This is a genomic window from Streptomyces sp. NBC_00299 (assembly GCF_036173045.1).
GTDB classification, from domain to species: Bacteria; Actinomycetota; Actinomycetes; order Streptomycetales; family Streptomycetaceae; genus Streptomyces; species Streptomyces machairae.
Window position 1 is genome coordinate 8,561,423 of record NZ_CP108039.1, and the last position, 15,926, is coordinate 8,577,348.

The 15,926-nt window shown below is 69.8% G+C and carries 13 protein-coding genes; 9 read left to right on the forward strand and 4 right to left on the reverse strand.

Translation table 11 applies throughout. The features are described 5' to 3' along the window. Window positions 1–7: 7 nt before the first annotated feature. Both OHT51_RS38035 and OHT51_RS38040 read right to left on the reverse strand, forming a co-directional pair. Complete coding sequence (locus OHT51_RS38035; RefSeq protein ID WP_328883440.1) at window positions 8–709, reverse strand: CPBP family intramembrane glutamic endopeptidase; 702 nt, start codon at window positions 707–709, stop codon at window positions 8–10. A gap of 30 nt (window positions 710–739) precedes the next feature. After that, window positions 740–2,683 carry a glycoside hydrolase family 5 protein gene (locus OHT51_RS38040; RefSeq protein WP_328883441.1) on the reverse strand — a complete coding sequence of 648 codons (1,944 nt, stop codon included), beginning with the start codon at window positions 2,681–2,683 and terminating at the stop codon, window positions 740–742. Between the two features lie 181 nt (window positions 2,684–2,864). On the opposite strand from OHT51_RS38040, the gene OHT51_RS38045 reads away from it, so the two are divergent. The 3 genes from OHT51_RS38045 (at window position 2,865) to OHT51_RS38055 (ending at window position 6,455) form a co-directional block, all read left to right on the forward strand. Beyond that, complete coding sequence (locus tag OHT51_RS38045; RefSeq protein WP_328883442.1) at window positions 2,865–3,641, forward strand: class I SAM-dependent methyltransferase; 777 nt, start codon at window positions 2,865–2,867, stop codon at window positions 3,639–3,641. Window positions 3,642–3,775: 134 nt separating this feature from the next. Continuing rightward, window positions 3,776–5,839 (forward strand): galactose-binding domain-containing protein, encoded by a 2,064-nt coding sequence (locus tag OHT51_RS38050; protein WP_328883443.1) that lies wholly within the window; start codon window positions 3,776–3,778, stop codon window positions 5,837–5,839. A gap of 19 nt (window positions 5,840–5,858) precedes the next feature. Beyond that, window positions 5,859–6,455: a TetR/AcrR family transcriptional regulator gene (locus OHT51_RS38055; RefSeq protein WP_328883444.1), complete on the forward strand. Its 597-nt coding sequence runs from the start codon at window positions 5,859–5,861 to the stop codon at window positions 6,453–6,455. Between the two features lie 9 nt (window positions 6,456–6,464). Here OHT51_RS38055 and OHT51_RS38060 read toward each other — a convergent pair whose 3' ends face one another. Then, window positions 6,465–7,559: an acyltransferase family protein gene (locus OHT51_RS38060; RefSeq protein ID WP_328883445.1), complete on the reverse strand. Its 1,095-nt coding sequence runs from the start codon at window positions 7,557–7,559 to the stop codon at window positions 6,465–6,467. Window positions 7,560–7,782: 223 nt separating this feature from the next. On the opposite strand from OHT51_RS38060, the gene OHT51_RS38065 reads away from it, so the two are divergent. The 4 genes from OHT51_RS38065 (at window position 7,783) to OHT51_RS38080 (ending at window position 12,263) form a co-directional block, all read left to right on the forward strand. Continuing rightward, entirely contained in the window at window positions 7,783–8,847 is a 1,065-nt protein-coding gene (locus tag OHT51_RS38065) for a hypothetical protein (RefSeq protein WP_328883446.1), read from the forward strand. Window positions 8,848–8,986: 139 nt separating this feature from the next. Further along, window positions 8,987–9,727: a class F sortase gene (locus OHT51_RS38070; protein ID WP_328883447.1), complete on the forward strand. Its 741-nt coding sequence runs from the start codon at window positions 8,987–8,989 to the stop codon at window positions 9,725–9,727. 99 nt (window positions 9,728–9,826) lie between these two features. Then, on the forward strand, window positions 9,827–11,752 hold the full coding sequence (gene htpG, locus OHT51_RS38075; protein ID WP_328883448.1) for a molecular chaperone HtpG: 1,926 nt from the start codon (window positions 9,827–9,829) through the stop codon (window positions 11,750–11,752). A gap of 100 nt (window positions 11,753–11,852) precedes the next feature. Beyond that, a complete protein-coding gene (locus tag OHT51_RS38080; protein WP_328883449.1) occupies window positions 11,853–12,263 on the forward strand; it encodes a VOC family protein in 411 nt (136 codons plus the stop codon). A 39-nt stretch (window positions 12,264–12,302) separates the two neighbouring features. On the opposite strand, the gene OHT51_RS38085 is transcribed toward OHT51_RS38080, so the two are convergent. After that, the gene (locus OHT51_RS38085; RefSeq protein ID WP_328883450.1) at window positions 12,303–12,623 is read right to left on the reverse strand and encodes a hypothetical protein; all 321 of its coding nucleotides are present in this window, start codon (window positions 12,621–12,623) and stop codon (window positions 12,303–12,305) included. A 472-nt stretch (window positions 12,624–13,095) separates the two neighbouring features. Here OHT51_RS38085 and OHT51_RS38090 point away from each other — a divergent pair, with 472 nt between their 5' ends. Both OHT51_RS38090 and OHT51_RS38095 read left to right on the forward strand, forming a co-directional pair. Then, complete coding sequence (locus tag OHT51_RS38090; protein WP_328883451.1) at window positions 13,096–14,586, forward strand: Y4yA family PLP-dependent enzyme; 1,491 nt, start codon at window positions 13,096–13,098, stop codon at window positions 14,584–14,586. Then, entirely contained in the window at window positions 14,583–15,926 is a 1,344-nt protein-coding gene (locus tag OHT51_RS38095) for a pyridoxal-phosphate dependent enzyme (RefSeq protein WP_328883452.1), read from the forward strand. The genes OHT51_RS38090 and OHT51_RS38095 overlap by 4 nt, the downstream gene beginning before the upstream one ends.

Genomic DNA, 15,926 nt, shown 5'->3' on the forward strand with positions numbered 1-15,926 from the left:
CAGCCGTTCAGCCGTTGAGCCACCAGCGGGCCGCTCCCCAGGCAAACGCGTAACCGAAGCCGTTGACCGCCCAGTGCAGGGTCATCGGTGCCAGCAGACTGCCGGAGCGGCGGCGCAGCTCGCACAGGACGACCCCGGCGACGGCCGTGGCGACGATCGCCGCGGCCACCGTCGGTGCCACGCCGGCCTGGCCTTCCCCGAAGACGGACCCGACGGCGGCGTTGGAGCGGTTGATGCCACGGGACGGCATCAGGTGCCACACCCCGAACAGCAGCGACGACACGCTCGTGGCCCACGCCGTGCCGTGCCGACGCCGGATCATGGCCCACAGCACGCCCCGGAAGGCGGTCTCCTCCAGCAGCACGGTCCCGAAGGGCACCCGCACCAGCGCTCCCGACAGCATCCGCCCGAGGGACAGGTCCGCCGCCCTGCCGTCCCGGAAGGCCTCCCGTCCGGCCGGGACGGCGAGGAGGACCAGCAGGACCAGCAGGACGATCGCCACCAGGACGGGAGCCCACCGCAGCCCCCGGCGCACCCCCGCCGCGTCGAGCCCCAGGTCGGCCGGGGTGAGACCGTCCCAGTGGGCGATCATCAGCAGCACGGCCGTCGCGATCACGCAGATGACCACGTACATGGCTGGGCTCCGCGCGAGCCAGTTGTTCAGCAGGTTCGCGGCGGTGAGCACGGCAAGAGCACAGGTGATCCGCATCCGGGTTCCAGCATCCCCCGGCTGCGGCGATCAGCCCAGTTTGCGGCAGTACAGCGCGTCGGGCGTCCGGGCCGATCCCACCCGGCCGGTGTAGGCGATGCCGGCCACGTACTCGTCGTCCGCGCACTGGCCCTTGTAGTGCCCCTGCGCGAAGTCGCCGCCCTTGGCGGCCGGCCCCCGGTTGTCGCCCCGGTCGAACCAGACCGTACTGCCACTCGCGCCGAGCCTCCCGGCCGGGGCGGTGGCGCACAGGGCGGCGGAGACGGCCGCGCCGCGGACGCTGTAGCCGATCAGGAACTGCCCCTCGGCGCACTGGAGTTTGGCGTAACCGGACGCCCAGTCCCGTCCCGCGGCGACGTGCCGCTCGTCCCTGACCACCTCGTGTCCGCCGGCCGGGTCCCACAGGGCGCCGGCCGTCACGTCCGAGCACAGTCCCCGGTTGCCCGTGTGGCCGAGGCCGAGCAACCGCTGTCCGTCGGGGCAGACGGCCTTGCGGGCGCCGGAATCCCAGTCGGGCAGGGCCCGCATCCGCCGCGACTGGACGAAGTCGCCGTGGTCGGGGCTGAGCATGGACCAGTCGGCGACCGGTGCCACCGGCCCGGTGCGGCCGTCGGCCTCGACGAGCCTCGTCCAGGCGGCGGCCCGCCAGTCGTCGCCGTCGTACACGCCCATACGGCGGCCTTCGGCATCCCAGTGCAGCAGTGCCCAGCCGTTGCCCTTGCGGTCCTGGTGCCAGCCGACGAGCGGCCAGTAGGCGAAGTCGGCGTCGGTGCGGATCAGTTGGTCCACGAAGTTCTCGAACCAGGCCCGCGGTTTCTGCCCGGTCTCGTCGCGGCCCCCGACGCCGAACTCGCTGATCCAGACGGGGGCCGTGAAGTGCTGGTCCTGCTCGGCGGCCACGAAGAAGGCCTGGCGATTGAGCACCGCGATCAGTTCGGCGGGACTCAGGTCGCGGTAGCGGGGGTCGCTGGTCTCGCCCGTTCCGGTGGCACCGCTGTGGTTCGCGCCGGTGTAGTCGTAGAAGTGGGCGGAGTACACCAGCTTGCCGGAGTCGACGAGGGTGTGCGACAGGCGGCGGGCGGGCTCCAGGGTGGGGCGCTCGTGCGGCAGGCCGTCGACGGGGATGCCGGTCCAGTTGATGCCCTCGACGACGATCAGCAGGTTCGGATTGGCCTCCGCGAGTATGCGGTCACCGACGCGCTGGGAGGCGGCGAACCAGTCGTGGTCGTCACCGAGGCCCCAGTTGGGGTCGTCCCAGACGTTGCGGCGTACCTCGTTGTAGAGGTCGGCGCCGACTACGCGCGGGTTGTCCCGGTAGCGGCGGGCCATGAACAGCCAGTCGTTCTCCCAGGTCCCGGTGGACTGGCTCGCGTTCCAGCGTTCGTTGCCGTCGACTCCGCAGCACCAACGCGTGGTGTTGGTGTGGTTGTTGAGGATCACCGCGAGGCCGGCGGCCGTGAGGTCGCGCACGACCGCGTCGTACACCTCCAGCGGCGTCCTGCCGCGCAGCGAGGGGTTGGCGGCGACGGATTCGTCCGTGACGGGACGGCTGTCGTGGACCATCTCGTTGGAGAAGGGGAGCCGGACGCTGTTGATCCCGATCTCGCGGAACCCGGCGAGGATCTCGGCCACGGAGGCGCGGTCCAGGCCGAGCGGTATCCGGCCGGCGTTCTCGCCGGCGTGGTGACTCGCGTCGTCGGCCTGGTCGCCCGAGCCGTTCCAAGTGCCGCTGGCGCCATGCCAGTTGCCGGACCGCAGTTTGAAGCGGTCCCCGTCCGCGTCGACGATCCAGCGCCCCCGTGTGCCCAGCGGCGGCGTCCAGTCCTCCGCTTCGGCCGTGGCGGCGGGCGGGACGACGGCCTCGGCGGGAGCCGGCTGCTGCTCGGCCGCGGCCTCGGGCAGGGAGGCCAGTGGGACGAGGAGGAGTACGGCGGCGAGAGTCGCCCTCACCAAGGATCCGCGCACGGTCACCATCCCGACGGCAGTGTTGTCATGGCGGCGTCATCATGGTGGATGGGGTGACATTGGTCCAGTCTTTCGCGGCAGCCTCACGCGTGAGCCCGATGGGCCCTCCTCCATCCACTGCCCGCACCTGTGGCGCCGCGCGGCCCCGTTGAGCATCCTCGGTGGTACCGCGTACCAGGGAGGCACACCCATGCCGGCCAAGAACCTCACCGCCGACCGCTCCGCCCTCGGCCACCGTCTCACCTACGCCCTGCGCCACCCCGACCGCGTGCCCCGCCATCTCGTCCGCACCGCCCGGGACATGTGGCTGCGCCGCCGCCACCCGGACCACGTCGCCTACTACCGGGCCGTGATGCGGTCCGACACCCGGGCCGACCCGGACGCGGCGGTCGGCAGCCACAACCGGGAGCGCTGGCTGGCGCTCGGGGCGATGCAGTTCGACTACCTCCTCGGCCACGGCCTGCGCCCCGGGCACCGGATGCTGGAGATCGGCTGCGGCAACCTGCGAGGAGGCTGGCGGTTCATCCGCCATCTGGAGCCCGGCCACTACTACGGCATCGACATCTCGCCCGACATCCTCTTCGCCGCGCAGGACACCCTCGTGGCGATGGGTCTGCAGCAGCGGCTGCCCACGCTGACCCCGGTGCGCGACCTGAAGCTGAGCTTCCTGCCCGAAGCCCACTTCGACGTGGTGCACGCCCACAGCGTCTTCTCGCACTCACCGCTCCCGGTCATCGATGAGTGCCTGGCAAGCGTGGGCCGGGTGCTCGCGCCCGGCGGCTGGTTCGACTTCACCTTCGACCGCACCGAAGGGCAGGAGCACCACGTCCTTCGGGAGGACTTCTACTACCGCACCGAAACCCTCCTGACGCTGGCCGAGAAGCACGGCTTGCGGGCTCGCTTCATGGCGGACTGGGAGGAACTCCCGCACGGCCAGTCCAAGATCCGGGTCACGCATCCGGAGTGAGCCGACGCCCCTTCATCAGGTCAACTGTCCCGGACTCTTGACTCGTTGAGCAGGAGTGGCGATCCTCGTCGCACATTGTGCGAGGTCATGACAACCAGTCGACCGCGCGATCCCGCCGACCGAGGGACGTGGCTGTGACCAGTTCCGGACGCCCGTACCGCCGACGCAAGAACGTGACCGTGGTGTCGCTCCTCCTCTTCGTGCTGTCCATCGCGCTGGGCCCCACGCCGAGTTCGGCGGCCGGAACCGACTGGTGGAACCCGACCGCACGGCCGGCGCCGGACTCCCAGGTCAACGTCACGGGCGAGCCCTTCAAGGGGACCAACGCCCAGGGCGAAGTGCGCGGTTTCGTCGACGCGCACGACCACATCTTCTCCAACGAGGCCTTCGGCGGACGCCTGATCTGCGGAAAGCCGTTCTCCGACGCCGGCGTCGCGGACGCGCTCAAGGACTGCCCCGAGCACTACCCCGACGGCTCGCTCGCGATCTTCGACTTCATCACCAACGGCGGTGACGGCAAGCACGACCCGAACGGCTGGCCCACCTTCAAGGACTGGCCCGCGCACGACTCGCTGACCCACCAGCAGAACTACTACGCCTGGGTCGAGCGGGCCTGGCGAGGCGGCCAGCGCGTGCTGGTCAACGACCTCGTCACCAACGGCGTGATCTGCTCCGTGTACTTCTTCAAGGACCGCAGCTGCGACGAGATGACGTCCATCCGGCTGCAGGCCAAGCTGACGTACGACATGCAGGCCTTCGTCGACAAGATGTACGGCGGCACCGGCAAGGGCTGGTTCCGCGTCGTCACCGACAGCGCGCAGGCCCGTGAGGTCATCGAACAGGGCAAGCTCGCGGTCATCCTCGGCGTCGAGACCTCCGAGCCCTTCGGCTGCAAGCAGATCCTCGACATCGCGCAGTGCAGCAAGGAGGACATCGACAAGGGCCTCGACGAGCTGCACGCGCTGGGCGTGCGCAGCATGTTCCTGTGCCACAAGTTCGACAACGCCCTGTGCGGGGTCCGCTTCGACTCGGGCTCGCTCGGAACGGCCATCAACGTCGGTCAGTTCCTGTCGACCGGCACCTACTGGAAGACCGAGACCTGCAAGGGTCCGCAGCACGACAACCCCATCGGCAACGCGGCGGCGGCCGCAGCCGAGGCGAAGCTCCCGGCGGGCGAGGAGGTCCCCTCGTACAGCGCCGACGCACAGTGCAACGTCAGAGGGCTCACAAACCTCGGTGAGTACGCCGTACGGGGCATGATGAACCGCGGCATGATGCTGGAGATCGACCATATGAGCGTCAAGGCCGCAGGCCGGGTGCTCGACATCTTCGAGTCCGCGTCCTACCCCGGCGTCCTGTCCTCCCACAGCTGGATGGACATGGACTGGACCGAGCGGGTCTACGGCCTCGGCGGCTTCATCGCCCAGTACATGCACGGCTCCGACGGCTTCATCTCGGAGGCCAAGCGCACCGAGTCCCTGCGCGACAAGTACGGCGTCGGCTACGGCTACGGCACCGACATGAACGGCGTCGGCGGCTGGCCGGGCCCGCGCGGCGCGGACGCCCCGAACAAGGTGACGTACCCCTTCAAGAGCGTCGACGGCGGCTCCGTCATCGACCGGCAGACCACCGGTCAGCGCACCTGGGACCTGAACACCGACGGCGCCGCCCACTACGGCCTCGTCCCCGACTGGATCGAGGACATCCGCCGCGTCGGCGGCCAGGACGTCGTCGACGACCTCTTCCGGGGCGCCGAGTCCTACCTCGACACCTGGGCGGCCTCCGAGAACCACGAGGCCGGCGTCAACCTCGCGCGCGGCGCGAGCACGTCCGCCAGCTCCTCGGAGTGGAGCCTGTTCACGAGCTACCAGCCGGGGCGGGCCGTCGACGGCGACGGCGGCACCCGCTGGGCGAGCGACTGGAACGACGACCAGTGGTACAAGGTCGACCTCGGCTCCACCCGCGTGGTCAAGCGGGTCACCCTGGACTGGGAACGCGCCTACGCGAAGTCGTACCGCATCGAGCTGTCCACCGACGGAGTGAACTGGCAGACCGCCTGGTCCACGACAACCGGTGACGGCGGCCTGGACACCGCCCGGTTCAGCGGCACACCGGCCAGGTACGTTCGCGTCCAGGGGCTGGACCGAGGCACCGACTGGGGCTACTCCCTCTACGAAGTCGGCGTCCACAGCGGCTGACACCCACGAGAGGGGCTCCATGGCACGGTTGCCGTCCGCCGAGCGGCGGCGACAGCTCACCGAAGCGGCGATCAGGGCGATGGCCCGGGACGGCGTCCCCAGGACGACCACCCGGTCCATCGCCGCCGAGGCGGGCGTCTCGCTCAGCGTCTTCCACTACTGCTTCGACTCCAAGCAGGAGCTGATCGAGTCCGTCATCACCACCATCACCGGGCACTACGTGACGGTGGTGAAGGAGGCCCTGCAGCCCCGGGCCACCCTCGAGGAGACCGTCCGGGCCGGCTTCGAGGCGTACTGGGACCACGTCCGCGCCCACCCGGACGAGCACATGCTCACCTACGAGCTGGCGCAGTACGCCCTGCGCCAGCCCGGCTTCGAGCACCTGGCACGCCGCCAGTACGAGCTGTACGCCGAGACCTACGCCGAGCTCATCGAGCAGCTGCGGCGGACCATGGGCGTCCGGCTGCGCGTACCCGTCCCGGTACTGGCCCGCTATCTGGCCGCCATGACCGACGGCCTCACGCTCAACTACCTCGTCCTCGGCGACGACGCGGCCTGGACCGGCATCCTCGACACGGTCACCGCGCACATCGCCGGGCTGGTGTGCGAGACCTGACGGGGGCGGTCACCCCGGTACGCCTGCCCGATCGCGGGCCTCTTCCTTCGCGTCCCGCCGGAAGAGCCACCGCATGTCCGGCTCGACCGCGAACCGCAGTGCCCGCCGCACCGGGGGAGTGCACAGCACGGTCACGACCACCGCTGCGACGACGCCGACGACGACCGGGCCGATGGGCTGCTGCAGCCAGGCGGGGTCGTACCAGCCGAAGTACTTGGAGGCCTGGGCGACGAACCCGTGCAGCAGATAGCCGTACAGGGTGCCCACGCCCAGCACCGTGCACCACATCCGCCGCCCGGGCACCCAGGCGAGGAAGCAGGCCACCAGGACCAGCGAGCAGGCGAACAGGACCGGCGTCATCACGGCCCCGTACCACTGGGGCGCGCCCAGCTCCTCGGCACTGTCGCGGTGGTAGAACCAGGCCCCGGCCATCCGCGGCACCGCCCAGTACGCCACCACGAACGCGCCCGCGAACACCGGCACGGCCGCGATCCGCACCGCGCGGCGGCGCACCATCCGGAAGTGCTCCGGACGCAGCAGCAGACCCAGCACGAAGTACGGCAGGAACTGCAGGGTGCGCTGGAGGTCGAGGTCGTTGCCGATGGACGGGGAAAGGGTGGCCAGCATTGCCACGGCGAGCGCCAGCGGCAGCGGCATGCGCACCCGCCGCCACAGCGGTGCGCTCAGCCGCCACAGGAAGAGGGACGCGAGGAACCACGTCAGATACAGCGGGTCCAGCAGGCTGATCGGGCGGTCCGGCTCCTGGTCCGTCCACCTGGTGAACAAGGTGTACGCCGTCTCGAAGACGACGTACGGAACGACGAGACCGGTCACCAGGCGTCTGAGCTGCTGCGGGCGGCCGTCGAAGCTGCGGGAGAAGTACCCGGAGATCACGATGAACGCCGGCATGTGGAAGGCGTACACCAGCATGTACAGCGCGCTGACCGTCCGACTGCCGTCCCGCAGCGGTTCCCACGCATGGCCGACCGCCACCAGGACGATCGCCGCGTACTTGGCGTTGTCGAAGAAGGCGTCCCGCTGTTTCGAAGGCGCAGGTGGCAGGGCCGTGGCAGGCGCGGGAGCCGTGACGGTGTGATTCGGCATCCCACGCGTCTCACCACTTATGGCCCTGGCAAACCTCCGCAGGCGGCCACGGCCCCCCGGGTGCCGGGGGGACGGCGTCATAGGGCCGTAGGGGTGTGGTCGTAACCCGTGTGATCGCTCCGAATGGTGCGAGCCGGGGGATTGGCTGACGGTGGATCACGTCAGGCCTGGCTCCAGTGGTGATGAAGCGTCAGCCGCCCAGGCCGTGACGGAAGGACTCACTATGCGCTCTGTCCGCATGCTGCTCGCCACCGCGACGGCCACGGCCGCTCTGGCGATCGCGCCCGCCGCCTACGCCATCACGACGGGCGACTGGGACCAGGAAGACACCTCCCACAGCAAGGATCACGACAGCGACTCCCACAGCAAGGACCACGAGGAGGAGTCCTCCGGAAAGAAGCACGAGGACAACTCCTACAGCAAGGAGCACGACAAGGAGAGCAAGCACGACGAGCCGCGTGGCGGAGTCCACACGGGCGGCGGAGCGCTTGCGGCCCTGTTCAGGGGCGACGACTGGGGCGGGGACAAGGAGAAGGACGGCTCGGACGGCTACAAGGACAAGGACGAGGAGGGCAAGCACGACAAGGAGGGGAAGCACGACGAGGGGAGCAAGCACGACGAGGGGAGCAAGCACGACGAGGAGGGCAAGTACGACGAGGAGAGCAAGCACGAGAAGCCGCACGGTGGGGTGCACACCGGTGGCGGAGCGCTTGCGGCCCTGTTCAAGGGCGACGACTGGGGCGGGGACAAGGAGAAGGACGGCTCGGACGGCTACAAGGACAAGGACGAGGAGAGCAAGCACGACAAGGAGGGGAAGCACGACGAGGGGAGCAAGCACGACGAGGAGGGCAAGTACGACGAGGAGGGCAAGTACGACGAGGAGAGCAAGCACGAGAAGCCGCACGGTGGGGTGCACACCGGTGGCGGAGCGCTTGCGGCCGTGACCAACGGTGACGACTGGGGCGGCGACAAGGACCCGAAGCACGACCCGGACAGCTACCGCAGCAAGGACGAGGGACACGGCGACCACGACAAGGGCTCGTGGAAGGAAGAGGAGCACGGCGACGACTCGTGGAAGGGCGACCACGAGAACGACTCGTACGGCGGCGACCACGACAAGGAGTCGTGGGGTGGTGGCGACCACGACGGGCCGCGCGGCGGTATGCACACGGGCGGTGGCGGTCTCGCCTCGCCGGGTGTCACCGCGGGTGGTCTGGCCGTGCTCGGTGCCGCCGGCGCCGGCATGTACGTGCTCCGTCGCAAGAAGGCCGCCGGATCCGTGGCGTGATCGATGCCCGATGACATAGCCGCTGTGGCCGCCGCACGTACGCCGTGCGTCGCGGCGGTCCCGCGGGTCGTCCCCCTGTCTTCCTCGTAAGTCCCCGTCCTGCTGTGTCCGCTGCTGCGCCCGAGTGAGGTGGTGCCCCATGGCCGCCGGCTGTCCCTCGTCCCCCGAGAACGACCCGGCCCGTTCCGACACCGGTTCCGCGACCTCGCGGCGGATAAGGCGTGCGGCCGCGGTGATCTTCTGGAGCGTGGTCGTCGTCCTGGCTCTGGTGGTGACCCTGCCCGGAGCCCAGGACGGGGCATCCGACGGCGGCCGTGCGCAGCAGGCCCTGCCGGCGGTCGGACCGCAGGCTCCGGGGGAGACCGAATCCCATGCCCCACCGGGTGCCAGGTCGGACTCGCCGGCCCGGCGCCCCGTGGGCAAGCATCTGGCGCGGACCCGGCCGGTGCGGCTGCTCATCCCCAAGATCTCGGTCGACGCGCCCTTCACCGACCTCGCCGTCGGCAGTGCCGGCCGGCTCAACCCTCCGCCGGCCCACGACACCAATCTCGTCGGCTGGTACGCCAAGGGCGCGTCGCCCGGTGAGACGGGAACGTCGATCATCGCCGGCCACGTGGACACGGCCACGTCCGCTGCGGTCTTCGCGAGACTGAGCGAGCTGCAGAAGGGTGACCGTTTCCAGGTGCTGCGGGCCGACGGGCGCAAGGCGTCCTTCGTGGTCGACAGCGCGGAGACCTTCGACAAGGACACCTTCCCCAGTGAGCGCGTGTACCGCGACACCGCCCGGGCCCAGGTCCGGCTCATCACCTGCGCAGGGGACTACGACCGTCAGGTGCGGGACTACACCGCCAACCTGGTCGTCTTTGCCCACCTCGTCTGAACCCCTACGTTCCGTATCACGCCACTCCGCGCTGACCTCGTGTCTTACAGTGACTGTGACCCAGTTCCGGTGACAGATCCTGTGAGGTAGTCGCACACCATGCCGACCGAGACGTTTGAGTTCCAGGTAGAGGCCCGTCAGCTGCTCCAGCTGATGATCCACTCGGTCTACTCGAACAAGGATGTCTTCCTGCGGGAGCTCGTCTCCAACGCATCCGACGCGCTCGACAAGCTGCGCCTGGAGAAGCTGCGGGACGACGCCCTCGACGCCGATGTGTCAGATCTGCACATCGAGATCGACGTCGACAAGGAGGCCCGCACCCTCACGGTGCGGGACAACGGCATCGGGATGTCGTACGACGAGGTGGGCAAGCTCATCGGCACCATCGCCAACTCGGGAACCGCCACCTTCCTCCAGGATCTGAAGGAGGCCAAGGACGCGGCCGGGGCGGAGGGGCTGATCGGCCAGTTCGGCGTCGGCTTCTACTCCGGCTTCATGGCGGCGGACGAGGTGACGCTGGTGACCCGGCGGGCCGGCGAGAGCCAGGGCACCCGCTGGACCTCGCGCGGCGAGGCCACGTACACACTGGAGACGGTCGCCGACGCACCGCAGGGCACGTCGGTCACGCTCCACCTCAAGCCGGCCGACCCCGAGAACCAGCTCCACGACTACACCTCGCCCTGGAAGATCAGGGAGATCGTCAAGCGGTACTCGGACTTCATCACCTGGCCGATCCGGATGGTCCCGGAGGCTGCCTCCCCGAGCGACGGCGAGGCTGAGGGTGACCGGGACACCGCGCCCGAGCCGGAGACGCTGAACTCGATGAAGGCCCTGTGGGCGCGTTCGCGCGACGAGGTCTCCGACGACGAGTACCACGAGCTCTACAAGCACATCAGCCACGACTGGCGCGAGCCGCTGGAGACGATCCGGCTGCAGGCGGAGGGCACCTTCGAGTACCAGGCCCTGCTCTTCGTCCCCTCCCACGCCCCGCACGACCTGTTCACGCGTGACTTCAAGCGCGGCGTGCAGCTCTATGTGAAGCGCGTCTTCATCATGGACGACTGCGAGGCGCTGCTGCCGCCCTACCTCCGCTTCGTCAAGGGCGTCGTCGACGCGGCCGACCTGTCGCTGAACGTCTCGCGCGAGATCCTCCAGCAGGACCGGCACATCCGGATGATGCAGCGCCGGCTCACGAAGAAGGTCCTGTCCACGGTCAAGGAGTTCATGACCAAGGACGCCGACCGCTACGCCACGTTCTGGCGGGAGTTCGGCACCGTCGTGAAGGAGGGCCTGCTCACCGACACCGAGAACCGCGACGCCATCCTCGCCGTGTCGTCCTTCGCCAGCACTCACGCCGAGGACGAGCCGACCACGCTGGCCCAGTACGTCGAGCGGATGAAGGACGGCCAGGACGACATCTACTACATCACCGGCGAGTCCCGGCAGAGCATCGAGAACTCCCCGCACATGGAGGCGTTCCGCGACAAGGGCATCGAGGTCCTGCTGCTCACCGACCCCGTCGACGAGGTGTGGGTCGACGCCGTGGGCGAGTACCAGGGCAAGGGGCTGCGCTCCGTCACCAAGGGCGAGATCGACCTGGCGGCCGACGGCGACGAGAAGGCCGGCGAGGAGCGCGAGAAGCAGGCCGAGGACTACGCCGGTCTGCTCGGCTGGATGCGGGAGCAACTGGACGAGGACATCAAGGAGGTGCGCCTGTCGGCTCGGCTCACCGTCTCCGCGGCCTGTGTCGTCTCGGACTCGCACGACCTGACGCCGGCCCTGGAGAACATGTACCGGGCGATGGGCCAGGAGGTGCCGCGGACCAAGCGGATCCTGGAGCTCAACCCCGGACACCCGCTGGTGAAGGGCCTGAACCAGGCGTTCAAGGAGCGCGAGGACCGCGCCGAGCTCGCCGAGTCCGCCGACCTGCTCCACACCCTTGCGGTGCTCGCCGAGGGCGGTCAGCCGAAGGACCCCGCGCGGTTCGTGAAGCTGGTCGCGGACCGTCTGGAGCGCACCCTGTAGGCGGTGCGCCGTAGGCCATGTGGTTGTGTGCGCGGGCCGTTGTCAGTGGCCCGCGCTACCTTCCTTGCAGTCGGCTTCCGGCCCCATTCCTGGAGGATTCATGGCCTCGCGTCTCAACCCATACATCACCTTCGCCGGCGACGCCCGGCAGGCGATGGAGTTCTACAAGGACGTCTTCGGCGGCACGCTTGTGCTCAACACCTACGGCGAGTTCGGTCAGCAGGACACGCCGATGGCCGACAAGATCATGCACGGCATGCTGGAGGCCCCCAACGGCTTCACCCTGATGGGCGCCGACACCCCGACGGACGACCACCGGCCCGGCAACAACATCTCGGTGAGCCTCAGCGGCGACGACGACGCCGAACTGCGCGGCTACTGGGAGAAGCTGTCCGACGGCGCCACGGTGACCGTGCCGCTGGACAAGCAGATGTGGGGCGACGTCTTCGGCATGTGTACGGACCGCTTCGGCATCACGTGGATGGTCAACATCGCCGGTCAGGCCGGCTGAGCGCGAGCTGTCGGGCCATCTCCGGCGCGGCCGCCGGGGTCACCGCTCCGGCAGCCATTCGCTCAGCGCGTCGACGAGCCGGTCGAGGGCCGGTTCGTCGACGGAGCGGTCCGTCATGACGGTGCGGCCGTCGAAGCGGAGCGTGTACTGGAACATGTCCGCGCCCTCCGTGTCCTTGGTGAAGTCGGAGACTTCGTCCAGCGCCGGATCGCCGAGCAGCGTCCGCAGCTCGGTGAACTCCGCCGCGCCGGTGCGGCGCACTGCGCGTTCCCCCTTGTCGTCGGTGTGCACGCTGCCGTCGCCCCGCAGGGTCACCTCCTTGTGCACGCCCGCGTAGCCGCCGGTGACCACCATGGTCACCAGCACCTGATCCGGCCCGGTGACCGGGACCGGCGAGGGACTCCGGGATGTCGAGGGACTCCGGGATGCAGAAGGCGAGGACGAGGACGAGGGCGGGGGAGCGGGGGAGGTCGTGGCCTGCGACGGCGGGGGTGAAGCCGAAGCCGGCGGTGCGGGCGAGTCGGCGCACCCAGCCAGCCCCAGTGCACCCGCCACGACCAGGACGACTGCCGCACGTCCACCGAACACAGCGCCCCCACCCGTCTGTCGCGTCAACTGAAGTGTCCCTATCACGGAATGGGCGGCTCCGGGACCAGCCCCTGGTCAGTCAGGGGCACGGTGATTTTCAGCCCACCTGTTGACGTACCGCCCAGCAGGGCAGGTACGGGGCGTAGACCGCTCGCGGCCAGGGAAAGGAGCTATACGGCAAACCGCGGGGAGTGTCCGTCAGCGCCCGGAGTGTCGGGCCCGCAGCGCTGAGGAGGGGCCAGGCATGGGCGGGCAGCCCTTGTTTCTCGAACCGCGGCTGGAGTCGCGGCTGCGCTCGTTGCTGAATGTCCCGGGCCTGTTGCACACGCTCACGGAAGCCCTCGGGTCGCCGCTGAACGTCGTCCTGCCCGACCAACTCGCCGACAACCTCCAGCAGTTCCGCTCGGTGTACGGCAGCCACCATCTGTCCGGCCAGGTGTACTTCGCGCACAAGGCCAACCGGTCCAGCGCCCTGCTGCGCCGGCTCGCCGCCACGGACGCCGGCGTCGACGTCGCCTCGCTCGGGGAGCTGCAGCACGCCCTCGGCGCCGGCTTCACCCCCGGCCGGATCACGGCGACGGGGCCGAAGAACCCGGAATTCCTGTGGCTGGCGGCCCGTACGTCGGTCACCGTGAGCCTCGACACCCGAGGCGAACTGGAGCAGCTCGCCACGCTGGTACGCAAACACGCGCTGCCCAGGACCCGCATCCTGCTCCGGCTGTCGGGCTTCGAGGCGTCCGGCGTACGGGTGCTGAGCCGCCGCAGCCGATTCGGTACGGACGTGGGCGAGTTGGAGCCGCTGCTGGAGGCCGTCGAGCGGCACGGCGACGTGGCCGACCTGGTCGGCGTGGCGTACCACCTGGACACGACGAGCCTCACCGAGAAGGCCACGGCGCTGGAGGGCTGTCTGAGGGTGCTGGAGGAGTGCCGGAGCCGGGGGCTCAGGCCCCGGGCCGTGGACATCGGCGGCGGATTCGGAATCAACTACCTTGCCGACGCCGGCCAATGGAACCGGTACACCACCCAACTGACCGAAGCCGTCCTGGGCACCCGCCCACCGCTGACGTACGGCGGTCACGGCTACGGCCTCCGCAGCGAAGCAGGCACCCTGCGCGGCACGCTCGGCCTGTACCCCGCTCACCGCCCGGTCGCCGGCGCCCGCTACCTCGACGAACTGCTCGCGCACCCGGCCGCGTCCCTCGGCGGCCGCCCCCTGGCCGCCCAACTCCTCGAGCACCTCTACGACCTGCACACCGAACCCGGCCGGGCGCTGCTCGACCAGTGCGGACTGACCTTGACCAGGGTGCTGGAGGTGCGCGACCAGGAGACCGGCGGCCCCCTTGCCGTACGGCTTGCGGCGAAGGCCGGCGACGTGGCCCTGGAGGAGCACGGGGTGCTCATGGACCCCGTCGTCCTGCCACGGGACCCGACGGGCCGCACCGCGGCTGCCGGGGCCGACACCGGTCGCGAACCGGTCACCGTTCACCTCTTCGGCAACCTGTGTCTGGAGTCCGACCTGATCACCCGTCGCACGGTCTTCCTGCCCCGCCGCCCCGAACCGGGCGACCTGCTGGCCTTCGCCAACACGGCCGGCTACTGCATGGACTTCCACGCCACCCGTGCCCAGCACCAGCCCGTCGCGCGCAAGGTCGCCGCCTGGCAGGAGGGCGACGCGTGGCGCTGGTGCCTGGACGACCAGTACTGGCCGACCACACCCGTGGGGGGAGCGCAGTGAGGTACGACAGCATCACCGAGGCCATCGGCAACACACCGCTGGTGCGCATCGACCCGGCCGTGCACGGCCTGAGGCACATCGACCTGTACGCCAAGCTGGAGTTGCTCAACCCCTTCGGATCGGTGAAGGACCGGGCCGCCTGGAACATGGCGCGTCCCCACCTGGCCGCCGCGGCCGGGGAAGGCGGTCAGGTCGTCGAGCTGTCGAGCGGCAACACCGCCAAGGCCCTGGCCGTCCTCGCCGGCATGCACGGCCTGACCTTCAAGAGCGTCACCAACCGGATGCGCATCCCCGAGATCAAGGACCTGCTCCTGCTGCTGGGCGCGGAGATCGAGGAACTGCCCGGTCAGAGCGAGTGCCTGGACCCGACCGTCACCGACGATCCGCTCACACAGTTCCACCGGGCCCTCTCCGAGCCCGGCAGCACCTTCCTGCACACCGACCAGTACTTCAACCCGCGCAACACTGAAGCCCACTTCACCGGCACCGGCCCGGAGATCGTGAAGGACCTGGACGGCCGCGCCCCGGACTGGTTCATCGCCTGCGTGGGCACCGCCGGGTCCTCCACGGGCGTCGCCCGCGCCCTGCGCGAGCACGACCCCGCCGTACGGGTCGCCGGCCTGGTCGCGGCCAAGTCCGACTTCATCCCCGGTATCCGCACCATCGACGAGGCGCACGAGGTGGGCCTGTTCGACCCCGGCACCTACGACACGATCGAGGCGGTCGGCGCGGACGAGGCGATCGAGGGCATGCTGACCCTCAACCGCCGCTGCGGCATCCTCGCCGGCCCCACCGGAGGCGCCGCCTACTTCGGGGCCGTACGCCAACTGCGTCCCATCGACGAGGAGTTGGCGGAGCGTGACGACGAGGAAGGTGCGGAGCGGCAGTCGGCGGTCTTCATCGTCTGCGACCGCGTCGAGAGCTACCTGAGCTACGTCCGGCAGCGGCGCCCCGACCTCTTCGGCCGCCCGCGCCGCAGGAACTCCCCGGCCGATCTCTCGGACGCCGAGGTGCGCACGGCACCGGCCATCGGCGTCGCCGACGCCCAGAAGTGGATCGCCACCGGCGAACCGCTCGTCGTCGACCTGCGCAGCCCCTACGCCTACGCCGCCCTGCACATCGACGGATCGGTCAACATCGTCGACGAGCTCTTCGAGGAACTCCTCCACGGCGGACTGCCGTTCAGCCGCAGCCGCCCCGTCCTGCTGGCCTGCCCGGTCGGCGAGAAGTCCGCCCGCCACGCCGCCCTGCTGACCCGGATGGGGCACCCGGACGTCCGCAGCCTGACCGGCGGCGTCATCGCCTGGCGCGACGCCGGCGCACCCCTCGTACGGGACTGA